Source organism: Abditibacteriota bacterium (assembly GCA_017552965.1).
Lineage (GTDB): Bacteria > Armatimonadota > UBA5829 > UBA5829 > UBA5829 > RGIG7931.
The window spans coordinates 56203-77098 of the sequence record JAFZNQ010000039.1 but is presented as its reverse complement, the minus strand read 5'-3'; the positions used below and the strand labels follow the sequence as shown (position 1 = coordinate 77098).

Here is a 20896-nt window from a genome sequence, read left to right as displayed (position 1 = left end):
CTCTATGATATTAAAAGGCTGCGCTGCAGCCTCTTAATTTATGGTCGGCCCTTATACACCAGGGTCTCCGATACTGGCAGCTTGGGCGACACGGGCAGCACTCTGCCGTATCTGTCGGTCCGGATGGGCTGCATGTCCACCACCGGGTAAGCCAGGTGATCGTCATACAGTATGTTGAGGCCCTGTCCGTCGTGATAGCTGTCGTGGTCCTCCAGCGAGGGGTCAAAGGTCTTGCCCCACTTTTCCATCCAGGCTCTCTGGTCGCTCTTGTCGGCCATCACGTTCTCGGAGATGGCGCCGTCTATGGTCACTCTGATATCCATGGGGTCGCCCAGCATCCACAGCTTGTCATTGTCAAAGTTGGGATCGGGGTTGAACCAGTAGCCCGGGATGATGAAGAAGGACCCGTTCTGAGCATAGGTCAGAGCCTCTATCCTCACGTCCATGGGGTTCACGGATATGTTGCCCAGCACATAGTTGCCCACGGACTCCCGGTCCAGGAATATGCGCATATACTGTATGTCGCCAAAGGTGGGACGGGCGCCGTCGTAGATGTCACTGTCAAACAGCTTGAAGTATTCCTCGGCGTATCTCCAGCCGGAGCCGTTGGCCAGGGTATCCCAGGCGTTGCCGCCGTCCATTCTCAGCTTGTTGCGATAGGCGTTGTCTCTGTAATATGGATTCTGGTTGAGCTCGCTGCCCCAGTTGAGAGATCTCCAGTTGCGGACGTTCTGATTATAGACGTCCATATAGGCGTCCACGAAGCCGTTCTTGGAAGAATGGCGCAGCATCACGTTGTAGCCGTTGGCCAGCACGGCGCCGTAGAGGTCGGTCTCGCTCTCGTAGGGGCCGAACATGTAGCTCCAGCTGAAGCTGCGGCCATAATCCATGGGAGACAGCTCCATATGGTAGGGAGGCTCGTTGCTGCCGTCTGCGTCGGAGGCCGTGTCGTCGGGACCCAGAGCCATCTGAGGAGCCAGGAACTGAGTGGTATTCACCACCACGTTGTTCCGGGCCAGCAGGCTGAGGGAGCATCTGTGGTCCACAGGCGAAGAGTCCTGGCCCAGCATATCCACTGCCCTGTCCAGCTCTGTGTCGGCAGTCCTGTATTTGAGCAGGTTGCCCTCGATGTAGATGTTCTCGTTGGATACCACCGTCAGCTGCACGTTCTCGGGCAGCATACCCTTGATGCGGATATTGCCCTCGGCATACAGCACGCCGTTGCCCTTTATCCGGCTCTGGCCGGGGTCGGCCCACCGGGGCAGTCCGTTGCCGTCAAAGCTGCGGTCCTCTCCCTCCACGGGATAGGGCACGTTGATGGTGGCGCCCCATTCGGGATGGGGGTAGCCCTCGGCGTCGCACCAGACTCTGTTCTTGTTGCGGGAGTCAAAATCGGTGCGGGTAATGGTGATGCCCGTACTGATGTCGGGATGCAGCACCACCACCACTCCGGGCGGGATATAGTAGGGACCCTGCCAGTTCCTGCTGAACAGGTTGCCCGGATTCAGCCAGTCGGCTCTCAGCGAATAGCCGCCGAAGAGGGTCTCCGATTCCTTCTGCACGTCGGAGGTATTGTTGATATATATACCCGAGCCCCAGCCGAACTCGCCGGAATTCCTGCCGGTGTCGGCCAGATACTTGCCCGAATTCTTGGTCAGGGCCCTGTATCTCAGGTTGGCCTTGGTCACGTCGCTGACGTCCAGTATGGGAGCGGCGATCCTGGTCACGCCGTCGCCGGTCCTGGCGCCGCCTCTCTTGACAAAGAGGTCCTTGCTGACGTTGTCGTCCATGAGATCGGAGCGCGTGTCGTCGCAGGAGAACAGAGTGACGAACTCCAGGTCGGGATTGGAGAGCTCGCCGGTGATCTCCAGATAGTCTCTGGGGGATACCACGCTGCTGCCGTTCACGTCCAGCTCCTGTCCTCTGAGGAACACGTTGCAGTTGGCGTCGAACTCGGCGTCGCCCTGGATCCTCATGGGAGCGCCTCTGAAGGAGTAGCGGGTCTGAGCCCGGCCAAAGGTCTCATGGAGAAAATCGGTGCCTATATTGAACACTGTCTTGCGGTTGTCCTTGTTGGTGACGAACCTCAGATAGTCGGTGATGCCTATGGGCTTGTAGGCCACCAGATAATGCTGCTTGGTGGGATTGCCGTAGGGCTTCATGGTAGTGGGATCGTTTTCGTCCACTACGCCCAGCTTGCCTATGGATTCTATCCTGATGAACTTGGACTCTGCGTCGAAGAAGTTGGCAAAATAGACTCCGTCCTCGCCGGGGGTGACGCTGTCATAGGACACCCTCACCAGGAATCTGCCGTCGCCGGAGTTGACTCTGGTGTAGCCGCCGTTGGGGCCTGCGTAGGTGATGCCGTCGGCAGTCTGCAGCTCCGTGGGCCAATAGGCTATCAGGTTGTCATAATCGGGGTCCGATTCCGCCAGCTCCCTCAGGTTGGCCACACAGTCGGCTTCGTCGGGCATGGGATTGGCCGGATCGGGCATCCAGTCTTCGACCATGGATATGTTGTCGGGTACAGGCCGCCAGTCGGCTCCGTCCGGGCTGTGGATCAGCATGTTGTTGCAGTAATCTATGCCCGAGTTGGCCATCACTTCGATGGTGGAGATCTTCAGCGAATTCTGGGACTGCCTCAGATTGGATGACACCATGGCGATGAACAGAGCCAGCAGTGTTGATAGCAGGGTCAATACTATCAAGGCAAGTATCAGAGTAAAACCCTTGGAATTATTGGTACGCATCATAGTCCTGCCCCTATCTTAACGCATTGCCTACCACGACCTTTTCGTTTACCGAAGAGGACTTGGGCGGGAAGCTGTTGCTGTAGTGCATCCTCATATCCATGACCACGTCGATAACCTCGTTGGTGCTGTAGGAAATAGTAACCTTGTCGGAAGGCTTGTTGAACTGGATCCTGTAATTGACCGTGGGTATGTCAATATAGAGCTCGGGAAACACGTTGGCGTTATGGGCGAGCAAGGGCTTCCAGTAAACTATACCCTTTTCATAATCCATCTTGTACTGGTTGTAGGTCAGCTGACCCAGGGAATAAGGCGCCCGCTGATAAAACACGCTGTCCACCCCGTGGGCTTCCAGATCGTTGTAGGTCACGTAGCCGTTCTCCACTATGTCGCCGGTGTTGTTGCGGTAATAGGCGTTGTAATAGCTCACCTGTTCGCTGCCGGGAACCACGGAAGCGTTGGGATATTCCAGAAACTTGTAGCCGTAAACGTCTATGTCGGGATAGTAGAACAGCCGGGTCTGATCCAGGTTGTCCTGCAGCTCCGGATTGGGCTTGGGAACCAGGCCGAACTCTATCTTGCCGTTCTCGGCGTTGAAGGTGAAGGCCATGGGCATATCCTCGCCCTGCATATCCGTCAGGGACACGCTGCGGGAAGCGCCGTACATATAGTCGTTCACGTCGAACACGCTGCTGAGAGCGCTGGTGGGATCCGACGGCGAGGCATACTCCTTGAGGATGCCGTTGGAGCCGTTGGGAGCCACCTCCAGGAGCCACTTCTTCACGGGCTGCATGTTGGCGTCGGAGCGGGTCACCTCCACCCTCAGGGTCTTGCCCAGCAGGGCGTATTTGGTGCTGTAGGAGGCAGGGGCAAAGCCCTGTCCGTCAAAGACAGCCTCGTTGCCGGTGTCGGCTCTGGGAGCCTCGCCGGCTATGGCTGCGGGCACAAAGGCCACGGTAGCCTTGACTCTGAAGGGGTGGCCGTCCACGTAATCTCTGTCCTTGTCGGCGGCGCCCAGGTCCATGGCCTCCGCCAGGCCCACGGTGTCGGCCCGCTCGGCCCATACGTCGGCCACGTCGGGATGATAGAACACGTTGGCGTCGGAGATCCTCCTGGCCATCACCTTGTCCCACTGCTCGGGAGCGGCTTCTCTGTCCTCGGGCAGAGAGTATTCCTCGGGGAACAGGCTGTCGTCATAGGGATCGAATTCCACCCGGTAGAGGATCAGGCTGTTGTCCATGCCCTCTGCCTCGTTCCAGTTGGACTCGGGTCTCCAGCCCTCGTTGTCGGCCACTGTCCAGTCCAGAGGATCGGCCAGCAGGTCGCCGGCAGTCATGATGCTCCTATTGGCATCCTCGTCCTTGTTGTATTTGAGGCCCAGGAAGTATCTGACCACCAGATTGCCCTTTTCGATGGGAGTCTTGGGGACTACCTTTACGAACTGGCTGGTGTGGCAGGAAGGACATTCGTTGATAGCCATTTCCAGCCCGTCGTCGGCGTATCTGTCGCCTCTTGGAAAGCTCCTGCTGGCAGAGGGATCGTGATCCGGATTGGAGCAGTAGAACTCGGTCTTGGGCATGATCAGATTGATCACGGCATTGTCCAGGACCACAGGCTTGTCGACAAAGTTGCCGTCGGAGTCCACCAAATGGTTGACGGGCAGCAGCATGGGAGTCTCGCCGGAGTCATAGACGTATATAGCCTCTGAGATATCCTTTCTCACCTTGTCCATGGCATCCCGGGCAGACTTCTGGGCGTTCACACTGGCTCCGGTAAGACGGTTGTTTTCCAGAGTCTTGTAGATAGGTACCAGGAGCAGCGCCATAAGAATGATAGAAAGAGCCAATACTACCAAAAGCTCCATGAGAGTGAAGCCTTGCCGGCTCACTGGCGCTCTGTTAATGATCATGCTTTTCATATTTTACTGTCCGATGATTGAAAAATTGATGTCTCTCGCTCTGAACTTACCGTTGTTTCTCCAGTAAGCGCCTACGTTGATCCCCGAGCCTCTGATGTTGGAGATGGACTCGGCGTCATTCTTCAGCTCGATGTAGCAGCTGCTTTGGTTGTCCTCGGGGAACTCGGATATCTTCTGCAGCTCGCCGTACACGGCGTTGCCGTCCGTGTCCACATAGTCCACCAGTACGTCCAGACCGGCGTACACCTGAGGGAAATACACCCTGCCGGGAGAGTTGGCCGCTATGCCGTATTCGTCCCAGTTGAGGTCCACGTTCAGGTTGTAGTTCTTCTCGCCCTTGCCGTTGTCCATGAAGCTGTCGGGCAGCTTGACGAACTTCACCAGCCAGTCGTTGTCCGTGCGGTAATACACTCTCACGGCCCTGTTGGACATATCCACGTCCGAATACACGGGTCTGGAGGAGCCGTCGGCCCAGCTGATCAGATCCACCGTGGAGGACCGGAAGTTGATGACTCCGTTGCCAAAGTCGATGGATATATCCGAAGCGTCCTCGTCGGCCGGGAACACTCTGAGACCGGTGGCCATGTCGATGATGAGCACCGACTGAGGCAGCACCAGCTCGTCCACCGTGGATATCTTGTGGCCCAGCTGCAGGTTCACGTTGCCCGTGGCGTCAAAGGCGCCTCTGATGAGGCCTTCAAAGGTGGGCTCGTCGGGGTTGTCCGTGCCGGCGCCGTCGGTGATGTCGGTGGGACTGCCCACGCCCAGGATGCCTCCCGTGTGCAGCTTCAGCTTCACCGAGCCGTCATAATCGTGACTGGCAGGGAACTGGAAGTCCTGCGCGATGATGCGGGAGTCATATATCATGTAGTCTATGGTGGCGGTCAGAGCCGTCTTGCGGCCGTCCGCCTCAAACTTCAGGTCGTGGCCGAGAGGGTTGAATACTACGGTGCCCACGATGGGGTCGGCCATGACGAACTGGTAGGGATCTCTGCCAAAGCTGCCGTCCGTCACCTCTTCGAAGATCCTCTTGACCTTCAGGGTGTCCGCCAGGAATACGTAGCCGTTGCCCACGTCCATCAGGTTGGTGGTGTTCAGCTCGGCGTTGTTCTCGTCGTAGTCATAAAACAGGGTGCTCCATCTGCCGTCGTAGTCGGACTTGACCCGGATGCCGCCTTCCTTGCGGAACACCTGGCCCGTGGTCTGGTTGCGCACCATGTAGGATACGTAATACTTTCTGTCGTAGTCCAGCTTCCGGGTATAGTCCATGGTGGTATAGACGGAAGAGGGCAAAAATGCAAAATACAGCCTGCTGTCATATTCGCTGAAGTAGCAGCCGAATTCTGCATCGGTCCATATCTGATTGACCGGATACTGGGAGGTGGCCGAGTCGTCTATGAGAGTCATCTCGGGACCTGCTATCCTGAAGCGGACCAGCTTGCCGGCAGCGTCTCTCTCGGTGTCTATGGGGCTGAAGAGCAGCGTGTATTTGCCGCCGTAGAGGTTGCCGTTGGCGGTGGTCACGTAGTCCCCGCCGGGTATCTCGGTCTTTTCGCCCACTACCTTTCTGCTGCGGAGCAGGCTGCCTCTCTGATAATTGCCCTGGCCGTCGGCCTTGTAGTTGCCGTCTTCGTCGGTCTCAAAGGTGTTCTTCTCGGTGAGATAAGGGTTGAGGGCGGAGATCTTCACGGTGCCGTTGCCCTGCTGGATCCTGCCGTCCGGATCTCCGAGATCGTCGCACGGAACTATGGCAAATGGCAAATTGCCGGCTCTGGACTGCAGATCCGAGATACTTGTCTGGATAAGCCCCTTGGCTGTATTGATATTCCGGGCATTTTCCAGAATATTGAAGCCTTGAGGATACATTCCGTACAGAACAAACAAACCGCCTGTCAGGACAAATATCGTGACAAGGATCTCGATCAGCGTAGAACCGCGTCTGCCATGCACAGCTGTTATTCTTTTCATAGCTTTCATTCTTCTATCCTGCATTCTAATACGGAACTCTATTCTTTGATGGGCTTTACTTTCCAGGTGTTGCCTGCCACTATGGATACGTCGTTAAACAGATCTACGTGACCGTCCAGGAACAGCACCAGCGACTTGCCGGAGGCGGAGCCGTCCTGAGCGTAAGGGTAATCGGCATGATTCATGCACCAGCAGACCACGGTGCTTGAAGGAGGGTTCTTCCATTTGAGCTGCCTGGCATAATCGGTGCCGGCGGCGTCCTTGTCATTGGTCCAGGACAGGGCGTACTGCTTCACGGGGTTGCTGCCTGCGTTGTAGCAGACCACGTTGTCGGTGCCTACGTTGTCATAGGAGGAGGCGTCGTTGATATACACCTCGTAGGACGAATAGGCGTACACGTCCCTGTCGGCGAGCTTAACAACTTCATACTTGTCCTCAAAACGGACGTCGGAGGGGCAATGAAAAGCTTCGGTGTTGGCCAGATAGTCATTGGCGAACAGGTTGGTCTTGGAGCCTGTGATGCCCTTGGGATTGCCGTCGCCGTCATACTCCACGTCGGGAGCCAGTCCGGCCGGATAGCGGCCGTTGTCGGCGTGATACATGGAGAGAGCCACCCCTATCTCCTTCATATTGGAGGTGCAGGCGGTGCGATCCGTCTGCTCGGACACGCTCTTCATGATCGGGAAAATGATAGCGGACAATATAGCAATTATGGCTATGACCGTAAGCAGCTCGATGAGAGTAAAGCCTTCATGCATGAATTTGTTTCTCGTATTCATAGATTCAACCCTTGCAAAAATTAATGTATTCGCATACATTTATTAGTCTGTCTAAATCCGTTCAATGTTCCCGCGTTCTGGTATTTTCTGTATCATGCAAACAGGCCCAGCCACAGTTTCCAGAGGAGGGTCAGCTTGTCTGCAAAGAAGAGTACTATCATGGCTCCGGCGGCCATAAAGGGCCCGAAGGGGATCATGGTGCCCTCTCCCTGCAGGTCGCCCTTTCTCCTGCGGACGGCTATCACTATAAGGCCGATGAAGGTGCCCAGAAATATGGCCGCGAGAAAGCTGATAAAGCCCTTCCGGGCCCCCAGCACCGCGCCTATGCCGGCTGCCAGAAACACGTCGCCCATGCCCATGGCGCCTTCGTAGCCCTCTCTCTTTTTGGGATCTCTGGGCCTGAAGGCGTGGTAGCCTATCACCGTCAGCAGCCAGAAGGCGCCGCCGCACAGCACTATGCCCATGACCGAGGGCATCATGCGAAAGCTCACGTCCGTAAAGGGGATGCTGTAGAGGGTCAGGGCGGAGCCGCCGCCCACTGCGTAGCCGGAGGCCTCGGCTATCCGGGCTATATCCCGGGCCACGCCGAAGATGCAGAGGGCTATGTTCACCGAGTCGGGTATGATGTAGGTCTCCAGGTCGGTGAAGAAGGCCACTATGAGCCCCGCGGCAAAGAGGCAGTAGCACACAGTGTCTATGCTGTAGCCGAACCGGAGGAAGATGCACACGAATATGAGCCCGGTGAGCAGCTCCCGGGAAAAGTAGGTCCAGCTGATGGGGGCGCCGCAATATCTGCATTTGCGGCCCAAAAGCAGGAAGCTGAAGAGAGGAAACAGGTCCGCCGCCCCCAGCCTGTGCTTGCATTTGGGACAATGGGAAGGGGGAAAATTGACGGACATACCGAGAGGCAGCCTGTATATGCACACGTTGAGAAAGCTGCCTATGGTGATCCCGAAGAGAAAGGCAAATACTATGCCTATGGTCAATAGCTGAATGTTCACGCTGACACCTCTGTTACCGGACGGCTCCCCGCGGTCCGGACATAAAAAAGTCTATCAGTGCGACGCACTGATAGACCCAAAAGTTTCAATTATATCTCTGTACCTATTCGGCAGCGCCGTCACCGGACAGGGTCTGGGTGATGTTGATGATAGGCATAAAGACCGATATGACGATAAAGCCGACTATTCCGCCCAGGAATATGATCAGCAAAGGCTCCAGAGCCGAGGTCAGGGAGGCCACCATGTTGTCCACCTCGTCCTCGTAGAAGTCTGCCACCTTCAGGAGCATGGGGTCCAGAGCGCCGGACTCCTGTCCGATGGCGATCATGTGGACCACCATGGGAGGAAACAGCTTGCTGCGCTCCAGAGGAGGAGCGATGCCCTCACCTTCGCGGATGGCTTCTCTGGCGTCAAAGATGGCGTCGGAGATGATCTCGTTGGACACGGTGCCGGCCACGGTCTCCATGGCTTGCAGAATGGGCACGCCGGAGGAGAGGAGGGTAGCCAGGGTTCTGGCAAAACGGCTGATAGCCACCTTCAGGGTCAGATCGCCGAACACGGGCACCTTCAGCTTGCCCCAGTCGATACACCTGTTGCCCAGTTTGGTGGAGGCGATCCACTTCCACAGACCCACGGCGCAGGCCACGATGCCTATGAGCAGATACCACTTCTGCAGCAGGAAGTCGGAAAAGTCCTTCAGGAACTGGGTGGTGGGAGGGAGCTCCTTGACGCCCAGGTCCTCAAACATGCTCAAAAACTGAGGGATGACAAAGGTCATCAGCACCAGCACGATGGTGATGGCCGCCACCATAACTACCGTAGGATAGGTCATAGCGGACTTGATCTTGTTCTTGAGCTTCACGTCGGACTCCAGGAACTCCGACAGTCTGTGCAGGGACTCTTCCAGGTTACCGCCGACCTCGCCGGCCTTGATCAGACCGACGAACAGTCTGTCGAATATGGCGGGATACTTTGACAGAGCCTTGTAGAGCTGATTACCAGCCTCCACGTCCAGCTTCACGTCCTCCAGCACTATCTTCAGCTTGGGGTTGGACACCTGCTGACTGAGAACGTTCAGGCTGCGGACCAGGGACACGCCGGCGTCGATCATAACGGAGAACTGTCTGCACATGATGGACAGGTCCTTGGCCTTGACGCCGCCGTACACCTTGCGGGCGCCGGTGGTGGTCTTGGTTTGCTTTATCTCGAGAACGGTAAAGCCCTGTTCGGAAAGACGGGTGCGGAGAATATCTTCACTGTCGGCTTCGGCTGTGCCTTCCAGGATCTTTTCTTCTTCGTCCTTGATGGTATACGAAAAACTGGGCATGTGTACTGCCTCCTATGGTTATTTTTTCACTTGACCCGACGATACCATGGCCTTGAACTCTTCTGGGCTCATGGCCTTGCCCACGGCGTCGTCATAGGTGACCATTCCGGACTGATACAGCTCCTTCAGGTGCTGGTCCATGGTCTGCATGCCGATACCGCCGCTGGTCTGGATGGTACTGGTCAGCTGATGGCTCTTGGATTCACGGATAAGGTTGCGCACGGCGGGAGTCCCCAGCAGGATCTCCATGGCGGCTATACGGCCCTTGCCGGAGGCTCTGGGCAGCAGCTGCTGGCACAGGATAGCCTGCAGGGAGTTGGACAGCATGAGCCTGATCTGCTCCTGCTGCTCCGCAGGGAAGGAGTCCACGATCCTGTCCACGGTGGAAGACGCGGAATTGGTGTGGAGGGTGGCAAAGACCAGGTGGCCTGTCTCGGCGGCCCGGATAGCATTCTGCATGGTATCCAGGTCTCTCATTTCACCCACCAGGATGACGTCCGGGTCTTCACGCATGGCGGCTCTCAGAGCGTTGGCAAAGGCCTTGGTGTCCGTGCCCACTTCTCTCTGATTGACGATGCTCTTGATGTGATTGTGGACAAATTCCACAGGGTCCTCGATGGTGATGATATGCTGCTCCTGCTCCAGATTGATCTTGTGGACCATGGCAGCCAGGGTGGTGGACTTGCCGGAGCCGGTAGGACCGGTCACCAGTATGAGGCCTCTGGGCTTTTCGCACAGATCCCCCAGCACCTTGGGAAGACCCATCTCCTCGATGGTAGGGGTCTTCATGGGGATGATACGGAAGGCGCCGGCCAGATTGCCTCTGTCCTTATATATGTTCACCCTGAAACGGGCCAGGTTCTGGACGTAGTAAGACATATCCAGCTCCCAGGACTCTTCGAACTTCTGTATCTGCTCGTCGTTCAGGATGTCGTATATGACCCTCTGGAGGATCATGGGCTTGAAGACTTCATAGTTCAGCTTCCTGAGACCGCCGTCCTTGCGGATCATGGGCGGGAGCCCCACCGCCAGGTGAAGGTCGGAGGAGCCCAGGCTGGCCATTTCGTTCAGCAGATCGTCCAGATGGACGTCGTTCAGGGACTTGACGTCCTGAGGAGCGAAGGTAGTAGGTTTGTCTGCCATATAGTCTCCCCTATCAATAACCGGCCGTAAAGACGACTCTCATGACCTCGTCGGGAGTGGTGATGCCCTCGAGGACCTTGATCAGTCCGTCTTCTCTCAGCTCGTTCATGCCGTTGGCCTTGGCGGCTTCTCTCAGGTTGGTCACGGGGGCCTTGCGGACTATGAGCTCGCGGACTTCGTCGTTGACGGTGAGCATCTCGTGGATGCCGCAGCGTCCCTTGTAGCCGGTGTTCTTGCACTTTTCGCAGCCGGTGCCCTTGTAGAGGGTGATCATCTCGTTGTCGTCAAACTCCTTCAGGCCAAAGCGCCTCAGGTCGGAGGCGGGCACCTGATAGGAGGTCTTGCAGTTGGGACATATCCTTCTGGCAAGACGCTGGGCGACTATACCTATCATAGTAGCGGCGATCAGGTATTCCTCAATACCCATATCGGCAAGTCTGGTGATAGCGGAAGGAGCGTCGTTGGTGTGGAGGGTGCTCAGCACAAGGTGTCCGGTAAGTGCGGACTCGATGGCGATGCTGGCGGTTTCCAGGTCTCTCATTTCACCGACCATGATGATATCGGGGTCCTGTCTCAGGAAGGAGCGCAGGGCCGTAGCGAAGGTCAGGCCGGCTTTTCTGTTCACGTGGACCTGGGCGATACCGGGCAGCTGGTATTCTACAGGGTCCTCTACGGTGAGGATATTCTTTTCGATGGTGTTCAGCTTGTGCAGGATCGAATACAGCGTGGTGGTTTTGCCCGAACCTGTAGGTCCGGTCAGCAGCACGCAGCCGTTAGGCTGGCTGATGAGCTCTTCCACTTCGGACTGGAGCTCGTGGGTAAAGCCCAGCTTGTTGAGACCCAGGAGGACGGAGCTCTTGTCCAGGATTCTCATAACGATCTTTTCGCCGTGGACGGTGGGAAGGCAGCTGACACGAAGGTCATAGTCTTTCTTGTCCAGCATGATACCGATACGGCCGTCCTGAGGAGCTCTCTTTTCGGCGATATTCATATCCGACATGATCTTGAAGCGGGACGTAAGAGGCTTGTCAACGTACTTGGGCAGAGGCATGACCTCGTGGAGCACGCCGTCGATCCTGTATCTGACGCGGACGTTGTCTCTCTGGGGCTCTATGTGGATATCCGATGCGCCGTCCTCGATGGCCAGCTTGATGATGGAATAGGCCAAGCGGACGATGGGAGCGGTGTTCTGATCCTCGCCCTCTTCCTCGTCGTCGTCGACGTCCGCGTTCTGCATATCCACCAGATTCTGTCTGATCTCGGAGGACAGGGTGTTCTCCGGCTTGGCGGTGATATCCGTGTTGTCCACGTTGGAGGGCACGATGCCCTGATCTGTCTTGTAATACTGGTCTATGGCAGCCAGGATCTCGTCTTCGCTGCCCAGGCATATCTTGATGTTCTGAACGCCGGTGGCCAGGCGTATATCGTTCAGCGCCGTGTTGTCGCCGGGATTGCAGATGCAGACAAACAGCTTGTCGTGCTTCTTGCCCAGAGCGATCGCCTTGTATTTTCTCGCAACGTGCTCGGGTATGAGGGTCGCGCACTTGGGATCTATGGTCTTGGCGGATTTCTCAAAGTCAAAGAACAGATAGTTGAAGGACTCGGCCTTTGCTTCTATGACCTGCTTCTCGGTCACAAAGCCCAGCTCCACGGCTATCTTGCCCAGATCGCCCGGGGCGTTCTTCTGAGCGACTCTGACCTGCTCCAGCTGCTGCTGGGTCATATATCCTTTCGTTACGAGGATCTCTCCTACATCTTTTCTTGCTAATGCCATGTTGTGCTCCTGTTTCAAAACAGTATAGTATTCATCAAGCTAAGTTTTATTCACTGTATAGATTTATTATATCACATATGCCGGCCCTTATGCAAACCTGAAGGAAAAATCTATGAAAAATCCGAAAAAATCTTGGTTTTTCCTCAAAAAGGGGCCTGCATATACTTTTTCAGCAGCCGCTCGGCCGGCCGGGATATGAGACGGGTGCCCGCAAATTCCACGGCGCTGATGGGTCTGACGAGCACGAGATACATTCCTGCCAGCCTGCCTCCCAGCATATCCGTAAACAGCTGGTCTCCCACCACCGCTATCTCCCGGGGCTCCAGCTCCAGGCTGCGGGCGGCCCGCAAAAAGCTGCTTTTGTTTGGCTTGGCGGCGGGATGTATCCACCCGGCGCCTATGCCGGCGCATATGGCCTTCATGCGCCCGGGCTTCGTGGTGTTGGACAGCACGAATATTTTGATGCCCTCCCGCCGGAGACCCTCGGCCCAACGCAGGTTTTCCTCCGGGACCCGGTCGCTCTTCCAGGGCAGCAGGGTGTTGTCCAGATCCAGTATGATCGCCTTTATCCCCCGCTCTTCCAGCAGGCCGGGCGTCAGGTCGGACACCCGCTCCGCCCACATATCGGGCCTGAGCCACTGCGCAAAGGCTTTGAGAGGACCCTTCATTTGACCCGGGCCTTTTCCTTCTTGTGCTCGGCGAAGGAGCGGGTAAAGACGTGGGACCCGTCCTTGCGGGCCACGTAGTAGAGATAATCGGTCCGGGCAGGCTCAAAGGCGGCCCTGATGCACTCCAGCCCCGGGTTGCAGATGGGGCCCGCCGGCAGCCCGTCTATCCGGTAGGTGTTGTATTCGGTCTTCTTTTTCGTGTCGCTCAGGGTGGTCTTTTCTTTGTTGTTCGTGCTCCTGCCGGGCACGTAGCTCACGGTGGCGTCTATCTGGAGACGCATGCCCTTTTCCAGCCTGTTGTATATGACCGACGCGATGATGGGCCTTTCCGACGGGACTTTGGCCTCCCTCTCTATGAGGGACGCCACGGTCACTATCTTGTAGAGGGCCTCATAGAAGTCGGACTCGTGAAAATACTTTTCTCCAGCCGCGGCTATCTCCTCCCGGTAGTTCAGGATGACCTTGCGCTCGAAGTTGGAGGTCATCTGCCTGATGAGCCCCATCTCGTCCTCTTCCGCTATGGGATAGGTGTCCGGGAACAGATAGCCCTCCATGGAATCCGAAGGGATAAAGGACACGGAGCCCACGGGCACGTTCAGGGTGAGATAGCAGAACCTGTCCCCCGTCTTTTCCTTGAGCAGGTTGTATCTGTTCTGGATCTGGGCGATGGTAAAGCCCTCGGGCACCGTGATCACCGAGCTGTCCCGGGTGCTCCTCACCAGCTCCGCCGATATGCCCGCCACGGGCAGCCGCCGGTAAAACCTGTGGGTCCCGGGCTTGACATCGTCCGCGAGGCCCTTCAGCCTCATATAGAGCTTCAGAGCCGTATCGCTGCGTATGATGCCCGCCGACTTCAGCTGCGAGGCAGCCTGAGACAGAGTGGACCCCTTGGGAATGGTGATAAACACCACCTCATCGGACAGCGAGGGAGGGAGACACTGATACCACAGGTATCCGACCACGGCCACCAGGATGACCATCACGGTCCGCACGTGCTTTTGACCCCACATTATAGTTCTTCACACCTTATATAGCTTTCCAGTATCAGCACCGCTGCCGACCGGTCTATCACCTGCCGCCTCTTCTGCCTGCTCCTGCCCATGGCCTTCAGCTCTTCCTCGGCGTCCGCCGAGCTAAAGTCCTCGTTCCAGTACTGGCAGGGCGGAAAATCGCTGCGGCGCATGAGCCTGTCGGCCAGCTCGCTGTTTTTCACTGCCTGCTCCGAATCCGGCCCCGACGGCAGGCCTATGATCACCTTGTCTATGCGGTTTTCCCGGACGATGGCCTCTATCTGCCTCACGTCGGCCTTGATGCTCCTGGTCCTCTCGAGCACGGAGTGAGGCGACACTATCCCCAGAGGATTGAGGCACACGGCGACGCCCACCCGGGCGTCTCCTATATCCAGAGCCAGCAGTCTTTTCATAGGCCGGAGGTATTTATTTCAGCTGCTCTCCGAAGGCTTCTCTGGCCTTGGCAAAGGCTTCCTCCAGTTTGGAGGTATCCTTGCCGCCGCCCTGGGCAAAATCGGGCTTGCCGCCGCCCTTGCCGCCGGTGGCTGTGGCAGCCACCCTGATGAGCTTGCCGCAGTGGATGCCTCTGGCCACCAGGTCGTCGGTGGCCTTGGCCACAAATACTATCTTGCCCTCGGTGTAGCCGCCTATCAGGACGCAGCCGCTCTTCATACGCTCTATGACGGAGTCGGCCATCATCTTCACGGCGGAGACGTCCTGGGTCTCTATGTAGGCGCCCAGATATCTGGTATCTCCCACCACCTCGGTCCTGACTATGAGATCCTGTATCTTGCCTATGACAGCCTTTTCCTTGGTGGCCTCCAGCTGGTCGGTGAGCTCTTTGTTGGCGTCGGAGAGCCTCCTGACCGAGTTGACCACGTCCTGGAGCTGGCTGTTGGTGACGGAGGCTATTTCCTGCAGCCTGGCGTCGGCTTCCCTGAGATAATCCAGCACGTAGCGGCCTGTGACAGCCTCCACTCTGCGCACTCCGGCGCCCACGGAGCTCTCGGACACTATCTTGAAGAGGCCGATCTGAGCGGAATGCTTGACGTGGGTCCCGCCGCAGAACTCCTTGGACATGCCGAATATATCCACCACTCTGACCGTGTCGCCGTATTTCTCTCCGAAGAGAGCCTTGGCTCCCAGCTCTCTGGCCTTGGAAATGGAGGTCTCCACCGTGGACACCTTCATGTCGGACAGGATGGCCTCGTTCACTATGTTTTCGATCTTGATGAGCTCGGCGGGAGTGGGAGCGGCAAAATGGGAGTAGTCAAAGCGCAGCCGCGAATCGGACACGTAGGAGCCCGCCTGCACTGCGTGCTCGCCGAACACGGACTGTATGGCCGAATGGAGGATATGGGTGGCCGAGTGGTTGCGCTCTATGTCCATCCTGAATCTGGCGGACACGGACAGGCTCACCTTGCTGCCCAGAGGGATGGCTCCCTTGGTGATCCTGCAGTAGTGGAGAAAATAGCCGGAGTCTCTCTTGGTGTCATAGACCTCCACGGAAGCGGTGTCCGTCTTCATGACACCCTTGTCGCCCACCTGTCCGCCCATCTCGCCGTAGAAGGGAGTCTTGGCGCAGACTATGAGGACCTCGTCGCCGGCCACAGCCTCCTCCACGCACACGCCGTCCCTGACGATGCCTGTGACGATGGAGTCGTCATGGAGGGTGTCATAGCCCGTAAACACGGTCTTGCCCACGCCCTGGCCTTCCAGGTCCCGGATGTATTTTTCGGTCTGGGCTCCCATGACCTCGGAGAAGTTGCCGCTGTCCTTGCCTCTGGTCTTCTGCTCGTTCATGGCTTCGTCAAAGCCGTCCGTATCCACCCGTATGCCTTCCTCCCGGCACACGTCGATGGTGATCTCCAGAGGGAAGCCGTAGGTGTCGTAGAGGCTGAAGGCAGTCTGGCCGCTGATGACGTCGCCGCCCTGAGCCTTCACGTCCCGAAGGGCGTCCTCCAGCTTCTGCATGCCGGACTCCAGGGTAGAGCGGAATTTTTCTTCCTCGGCGCTCATGACGCTCTCTGCGAAGGAGGAGCGCTCCACCAGCTCGGGATACACGGAGCCCATCTTGTCCACCACGCAGGATATCATGCCTGTCATAAAGTTTTCGTTGAGGCCCAGCCTGCGGCCCTTGAGGACGGCGTTGCGTATGAGCCGGCGGAGCACGTAGCCCCGTCCCGCATTGGAGGGCATGACGCCGTCGGACATGGCAAACACGGCGCTCCTGATGTGGTCGCTGATGACCCGGAAGCACCTGTCGTCCTGAGGATCGCCGTTCTTGTATTTTCTGCCGCACAGGAGCTCGATCTGCCTGATGATGGGCACGAAGAGGTCCGTGTCATAGTTGGAGGTAAAGCCGTTCAGCACGGCGGTGGCCCGTTCCAGGCCCATGCCCGTGTCTATGTTTCTGAAGGGCAGCGGCACCAGCTCGCCGCCGTCCTGCCGGTCAAACTGGGTGAACACCAGATTCCAGATCTCCACAAAGCGGTTGGAATCGTGGGCTATGGACCAGGCGGGGTCCTCGGGTCTGCCCTGCTCCGGGTTGACGTCCAGATATATTTCGTTGCAGGGGCCGCACACGCCGTTGGGGCCCTTGGCCGGAGCGTCGGCAGGCCAGTAGTTGGTGTGGGCGCCGGCCCTGACTATCTTGTCGGCGGGAAAGCCTATGCCCTTGTGCCACATGTCATAGGCTTCGTTGTCATCCTTATACACGGTGGTCCACAGGCGGTCCGGATCCACGTTGAGCACCTCGGTCAGGAACTCCCAGGCCCAGCTGATGGCTTCTCTCTTGAAATAATCGCCGAAGCTGAAATTGCCCAGCATCTCAAAAAAGGTGTGATGTACGGCGTCGCCCACCTCTTCGATATCGTCGGTGCGCATGCACTTCTGGGAAGTGGTCACCCTTCCGCAGGGAGGCTTTTTTTCGCCCATGAAATAGGGCTTGAACTGCACCATGCCCGCCGAAGTAAACAGCAGGGAGGAATCATCCGGCACCAGGCTGTCGCTGGGCAGGATAAGGCTGCCCTTGCTCTCAAAGAACTTCAGATAGGCGGAACGCACGTCATTGCTTGTCAACATATTCTTACTCCGGTTGTTCTGTAAACTCTGTCCTATATAAGAAGATATACATATACTATTATATCACAAATCCAAAAAGTATTCATCAGGGCCTGCCGGCGCCGCGGCGCTCCAGGATATGCAGGTTCACCGGCGCGTCCTCGTGATCCTGATCGATGGTCACGGCCCGCTCCAGAATGCTCCTGGCCTCCTCCTCCCGCCCCATGGAGGCGTAGCAGACGGCCAGATTGTTGAGGGAGTCCACGTCCCAGGGCCTGAGCTGGGCCACCCGCAGAAAACAGTCCGCCGCCTCCGGCAGGTCGCCGGCGTCCAGATACATGCTGCCCAGATTGTACACGGCGTTGGAGCAAAAGGGGTCCAGAGCCTGGGCGGTCTCGTAGCACTCTATGGCCTTGTCCCTGTCCCCCATATACTGGTGGACGTTGCCCTTCTCCAGATGGGCCTCCGGGTCGGAGGGGTCCAGCCGGAGACAGCTGTCAAAGTCCTCCAGGGCCGAGGGGAAATCGGCCATCTGACTGTAGCAGCAGCCCCGGAGAAAATAGACCTCCGGGTCCTCCCTGTCATACTGCAATATCCTGCCCAGGAGCCCCACGGCCGTATGGGTGCAGCCGCTCAGGTACAGAGCCCGGGCCTTGCGGAGCATGGCCTCGCTGTCTAAGAAAAGCATAGCATACCTGCAGATAAAAAATATGCATTCCCTGACGGAATGCAATATAAAAGCTGGTCGGGAAGACAGGATTTGAACCTGCGGCCCCTTGAACCCCATTCAAGTGCGCTACCAAACTGCGCTACTTCCCGATTGGTCCTGCATATATTATGATACCACTACAGGAAAAAATAATCAAGCCTTTTGCGAAAAAATCGCCAAAACGCCCCCGGAGCCTATCCCGCCGGGGTCTTGGCCTGCTTGCTGTAGAGTATATCCAGCACGCCGATGGCCAGCATGGCCTCCACCACCGGGCAGGCCCTCAGCACGGCGCAGGGGTCGTAGCTCAGGTCCGCGTCCGGGTCTCCCGGGTCCGGCAGCGACGGCGCAAAGGCAGCCCTGCAGATCAGGGGCATGCCGTTGGATATGCCTCCCTCCACTCCGCCGGACAGATTGGAGGCGGCGCCCCCTATCTCGTGGGCGTCCATTTCCGCCAGGCCGAAGCCGCCGCCGAAGTCCACTCCCTTGACGGAGGGGATGGCAAACAGCAGATGGCTCAGCACGCTCTCGGTGTTGTCAAAAAAGGGCTCCCCAAGACCGGCGGGAAGACCTATGACTGCGGCCTCTATGACGCCTCCCAGACTGGTCCTGCGCCGGGCCGCATCCGCCACGGCTTCCTCCATGGCCTCTCTCACGTAGGGATCCAGGAGAGGTATCCTCTCGGTGGTCAGGCACTGGAGCATGCCGGGATTGATGTCTGTCTTGTCAAAGGACTCTCCCCTGACCTTGCCCACGGACAGCACGTGAGCGCCTATGCCTATGCCCCGGGTCTTGAGTATCTGCTTGCACAGGGCACCGGCAAACACTATGCCCGCGGCGGCTCTGGCGGACAGATGTCCTCCGGACACCAGGCCGTTGAAGCCCTTGTATATGTCGTGTTCCCGGGGTATGCCGCCCTCCGGGTCGGGAGCGCAGTCCTCCCGGGTCCTCAGGGCCGCGCAGAAGGGGGTGCCGCAGGTGACGCCGTCCTCGAGGCCGGACAGCACCATGGGGACGTCGGTCTCGTCGGCGGGGCTGGTCAGGGGGTTGCCTCCCTTTCGGCGCTTCAGCTCCAGGTCGATGGCGTTAAAGTCTATCCTGACGCCCGGCTGAAGACCGTCGATCACCACGCCCACGGCGCGCCCTTTCGCCTCTCCGAAAAGGGTGATCTTCAGATTTTTACCGTAATTTGAGCTCAATGGATATGCCTCCGCTGCACAGTCACAGCGCAGGGCCCGCAGCACGCGGCCCCGCGCAGCCTACATTTATAATACATATTTTGGCAGGCGTTTGTTTCACGCGCGGGGCCGCGGCCGGGGAGGCCTCAGTCCTGATAATTGACCGATTTGTCAAACAGCTCCTCCACCTGAGCGTCGGGTCTGGGGCTCACCAGCGAAGCGATGACGGAGGCCGCCAGTCCGGCTATGAAGCCGGGCATCAGCTCGTATATGCCGGTCCCGTTCAGGAACACCATCCAGCAGATGTCCGCCAGAGCGCCGCAGAATATGCCCGCAAAGGCGCCGGCGAAGGTGAGTCTCTTCCAGAAGAGGCTCAGCAGGATCACGGGGCCGAAGGCGGAGCCGAACACGGCCCAGGCGTTGGACACCAGAGACATGATGGAGCCGCTCTCGGGGTTGGCGGCGATGTAGATGGCGGCCAGGGAGACCAGCAGCACCAGGGCTCTGCCCACCCACAGCATCTCCGTGTCGCTTATCTTGTTCTTGCGAATGACGGGCTTGTACACGTCGCTGGCCACGGCGGAGGCGGCGGACAGCAGCTGGCTGTCGGCGGTGGACATGGAGGCCGCCAGCACGGCGGACAGGAGTATGCCGGAGATGATGGCCGGGAACATCCTGCGGACCATGACTATGAAGACCACCGAGTTGCTCTCTATCTGCTCATCGTAGCCCAGATACAGGCGGCCGCAGATGCCTATGACGGCGGCAAATATCACTATGAGGGTGGTCCAGGATATACCCACGGCGGCAGCCTTTTTCATACCCTTCTGGCTCTTCAGGGACATAAATCTGATGATGATGTGAGGCATGCCAAAGTAGCCCAGGCCCCAGGCCAGACCGGAGACTATGTCCTTCCAGCTGGCAAACATGTTCCAGTAGTCTTCGCCTGCTATGGACTGGGAGGCGGAAAAATCTACCATGGACATGGCGGCGATGGGCACGAACATCATGGCGGCCAGTATCAGCAGAGCCTGGAAGAAGTCGGTCCAGCACACGGCGGAGAAGCCGCCCATGAAGGTGTAGCCCACTATGATGAGGGCGGCCACGTACATGGCGGTGATCTCGTTCATGCCGGTCACGGTGTGGAACAGGGTGCCGCAGGCCTTCATGCTGGAAGCGGCATACACCGTGTAGGCTATGAGAAACACTATGGCGCACAGCACCTGGAGCCCGTTGGACTTGGACAGGAACCTGTTGGTCAGATACTGGGGGATGGTCACGGAGTCATTGGCCACGATGGAAAAGCTCCGGAGCCTGGGAGCCTCCAGCAGCCAGGACAGGGCGTAGCCCACTGCCAGGCCGATGGGGATCCACATCTGCCCCATACCCAGGGCGTATATGGAGGTAGGCAGGCCCATGAGCACCCAGGCGCTCATATCCGACGCGCCGGCGGAGAGGCCCGCTACCCAGGGGGACATGGCTCTGCCGCCCAGGAAATAGGTCTTTTCTCCGCCTGCCTTGCTCTTGAAGAAGAAGTATATACCTATACCGACCATAAAGAGCAGGTACAGGATAAATACTGCCATTTCTGTAGGGTTCAGGGAAGCATTC

15 protein-coding genes and 1 tRNA gene are annotated in these 20896 nt (G+C 57.8%); all 16 read right to left on the bottom strand.

Annotated elements, in window-relative coordinates; translation table 11 throughout:
* Nucleotides 1–38 precede the first annotated feature (38 nt).
* Nucleotides 39–2753 carry a hypothetical protein gene (locus tag IK083_04255; GenBank protein ID MBR4748769.1) on the bottom strand — a complete coding sequence of 905 codons (2715 nt, stop codon included), beginning with the start codon at nucleotides 2751–2753 and terminating at the stop codon, nucleotides 39–41.
* A gap of 10 nt (nucleotides 2754–2763) precedes the next feature.
* A complete protein-coding gene (locus IK083_04250; GenBank protein MBR4748768.1) occupies nucleotides 2764–4668 on the bottom strand; it encodes a prepilin-type N-terminal cleavage/methylation domain-containing protein in 1905 nt (634 codons plus the stop codon).
* Nucleotides 4669–4671: 3 nt separating this feature from the next.
* Nucleotides 4672–6636, bottom strand: coding sequence for a hypothetical protein (locus tag IK083_04245; GenBank protein MBR4748767.1), 1965 nt, complete (start codon nucleotides 6634–6636; stop codon nucleotides 4672–4674).
* Nucleotides 6637–6674: 38 nt separating this feature from the next.
* Entirely contained in the window at nucleotides 6675–7415 is a 741-nt protein-coding gene (locus IK083_04240) for a DUF1559 domain-containing protein (protein MBR4748766.1), read from the bottom strand.
* Between the two features lie 92 nt (nucleotides 7416–7507).
* Nucleotides 7508–8416 carry a prepilin peptidase gene (locus IK083_04235; protein MBR4748765.1) on the bottom strand — a complete coding sequence of 303 codons (909 nt, stop codon included), beginning with the start codon at nucleotides 8414–8416 and terminating at the stop codon, nucleotides 7508–7510.
* Between the two features lie 103 nt (nucleotides 8417–8519).
* Nucleotides 8520–9743: a type II secretion system F family protein gene (locus tag IK083_04230; GenBank protein MBR4748764.1), complete on the bottom strand. Its 1224-nt coding sequence runs from the start codon at nucleotides 9741–9743 to the stop codon at nucleotides 8520–8522.
* 18 nt (nucleotides 9744–9761) lie between these two features.
* Nucleotides 9762–10886: a type IV pilus twitching motility protein PilT gene (locus IK083_04225; GenBank protein ID MBR4748763.1), complete on the bottom strand. Its 1125-nt coding sequence runs from the start codon at nucleotides 10884–10886 to the stop codon at nucleotides 9762–9764.
* A 13-nt stretch (nucleotides 10887–10899) separates the two neighbouring features.
* Complete coding sequence (gene tadA / locus IK083_04220) at nucleotides 10900–12660, bottom strand: Flp pilus assembly complex ATPase component TadA (protein ID MBR4748762.1); 1761 nt, start codon at nucleotides 12658–12660, stop codon at nucleotides 10900–10902.
* 143 nt (nucleotides 12661–12803) lie between these two features.
* Nucleotides 12804–13328, bottom strand: a complete 525-nt coding sequence (locus IK083_04215; GenBank protein MBR4748761.1) for a YqeG family HAD IIIA-type phosphatase — start codon at nucleotides 13326–13328, stop codon at nucleotides 12804–12806.
* Nucleotides 13325–14338, bottom strand: coding sequence for an endolytic transglycosylase MltG (gene mltG, locus IK083_04210; GenBank protein ID MBR4748760.1), 1014 nt, complete (start codon nucleotides 14336–14338; stop codon nucleotides 13325–13327). Before mltG ends, IK083_04215 begins: the two co-directional genes overlap by 4 nt.
* Nucleotides 14338–14751 (bottom strand): Holliday junction resolvase RuvX, encoded by a 414-nt coding sequence (ruvX, locus tag IK083_04205; GenBank protein ID MBR4748759.1) that lies wholly within the window; start codon nucleotides 14749–14751, stop codon nucleotides 14338–14340. The genes mltG and ruvX overlap by 1 nt, the downstream gene beginning before the upstream one ends.
* A gap of 13 nt (nucleotides 14752–14764) precedes the next feature.
* A complete protein-coding gene (gene alaS / locus IK083_04200) occupies nucleotides 14765–17422 on the bottom strand; it encodes an alanine--tRNA ligase (protein ID MBR4748758.1) in 2658 nt (885 codons plus the stop codon).
* 85 nt (nucleotides 17423–17507) lie between these two features.
* On the bottom strand, nucleotides 17508–18089 hold the full coding sequence (locus tag IK083_04195; GenBank protein MBR4748757.1) for a tetratricopeptide repeat protein: 582 nt from the start codon (nucleotides 18087–18089) through the stop codon (nucleotides 17508–17510).
* A 54-nt stretch (nucleotides 18090–18143) separates the two neighbouring features.
* Nucleotides 18144–18220 (bottom strand) — tRNA-Pro (locus IK083_04190).
* 84 nt (nucleotides 18221–18304) lie between these two features.
* Nucleotides 18305–19306, bottom strand: coding sequence for a chorismate synthase (locus IK083_04185; GenBank protein ID MBR4748756.1), 1002 nt, complete (start codon nucleotides 19304–19306; stop codon nucleotides 18305–18307).
* A 125-nt stretch (nucleotides 19307–19431) separates the two neighbouring features.
* Entirely contained in the window at nucleotides 19432–20886 is a 1455-nt protein-coding gene (locus IK083_04180) for a sodium/proline symporter (protein MBR4748755.1), read from the bottom strand.
* Nucleotides 20887–20896 lie beyond the last annotated feature (10 nt).

Bases quoted from the DNA above. Each gene is read 5' to 3' on its own strand.
- IK083_04255 (MBR4748769.1), bottom strand. From the start codon at position 2,753: ATGATGCGTACCAATAATTCCAAGGGTTTTACTCTGATACTTGCCTTG.
- IK083_04250 (MBR4748768.1), bottom strand. From the start codon at position 4,668: ATGAAAAGCATGATCATTAACAGAGCGCCAGTGAGCCGGCAAGGCTTC.
- IK083_04245 (MBR4748767.1), bottom strand. From the start codon at position 6,636: ATGAAAAGAATAACAGCTGTGCATGGCAGACGCGGTTCTACGCTGATC.
- IK083_04240 (MBR4748766.1), bottom strand. From the start codon at position 7,415: ATGAATACGAGAAACAAATTCATGCATGAAGGCTTTACTCTCATCGAG.
- IK083_04230 (MBR4748764.1), bottom strand. From the start codon at position 9,743: ATGCCCAGTTTTTCGTATACCATCAAGGACGAAGAAGAAAAGATCCTG.
- IK083_04225 (MBR4748763.1), bottom strand. From the start codon at position 10,886: ATGGCAGACAAACCTACTACCTTCGCTCCTCAGGACGTCAAGTCCCTG.
- tadA (MBR4748762.1), bottom strand. From the start codon at position 12,660: ATGGCATTAGCAAGAAAAGATGTAGGAGAGATCCTCGTAACGAAAGGA.
- IK083_04215 (MBR4748761.1), bottom strand. From the start codon at position 13,328: ATGAAGGGTCCTCTCAAAGCCTTTGCGCAGTGGCTCAGGCCCGATATG.
- mltG (MBR4748760.1), bottom strand. From the start codon at position 14,338: ATGTGGGGTCAAAAGCACGTGCGGACCGTGATGGTCATCCTGGTGGCC.
- ruvX (MBR4748759.1), bottom strand. From the start codon at position 14,751: ATGAAAAGACTGCTGGCTCTGGATATAGGAGACGCCCGGGTGGGCGTC.
- alaS (MBR4748758.1), bottom strand. From the start codon at position 17,422: ATGTTGACAAGCAATGACGTGCGTTCCGCCTATCTGAAGTTCTTTGAG.
- IK083_04195 (MBR4748757.1), bottom strand. From the start codon at position 18,089: ATGCTTTTCTTAGACAGCGAGGCCATGCTCCGCAAGGCCCGGGCTCTG.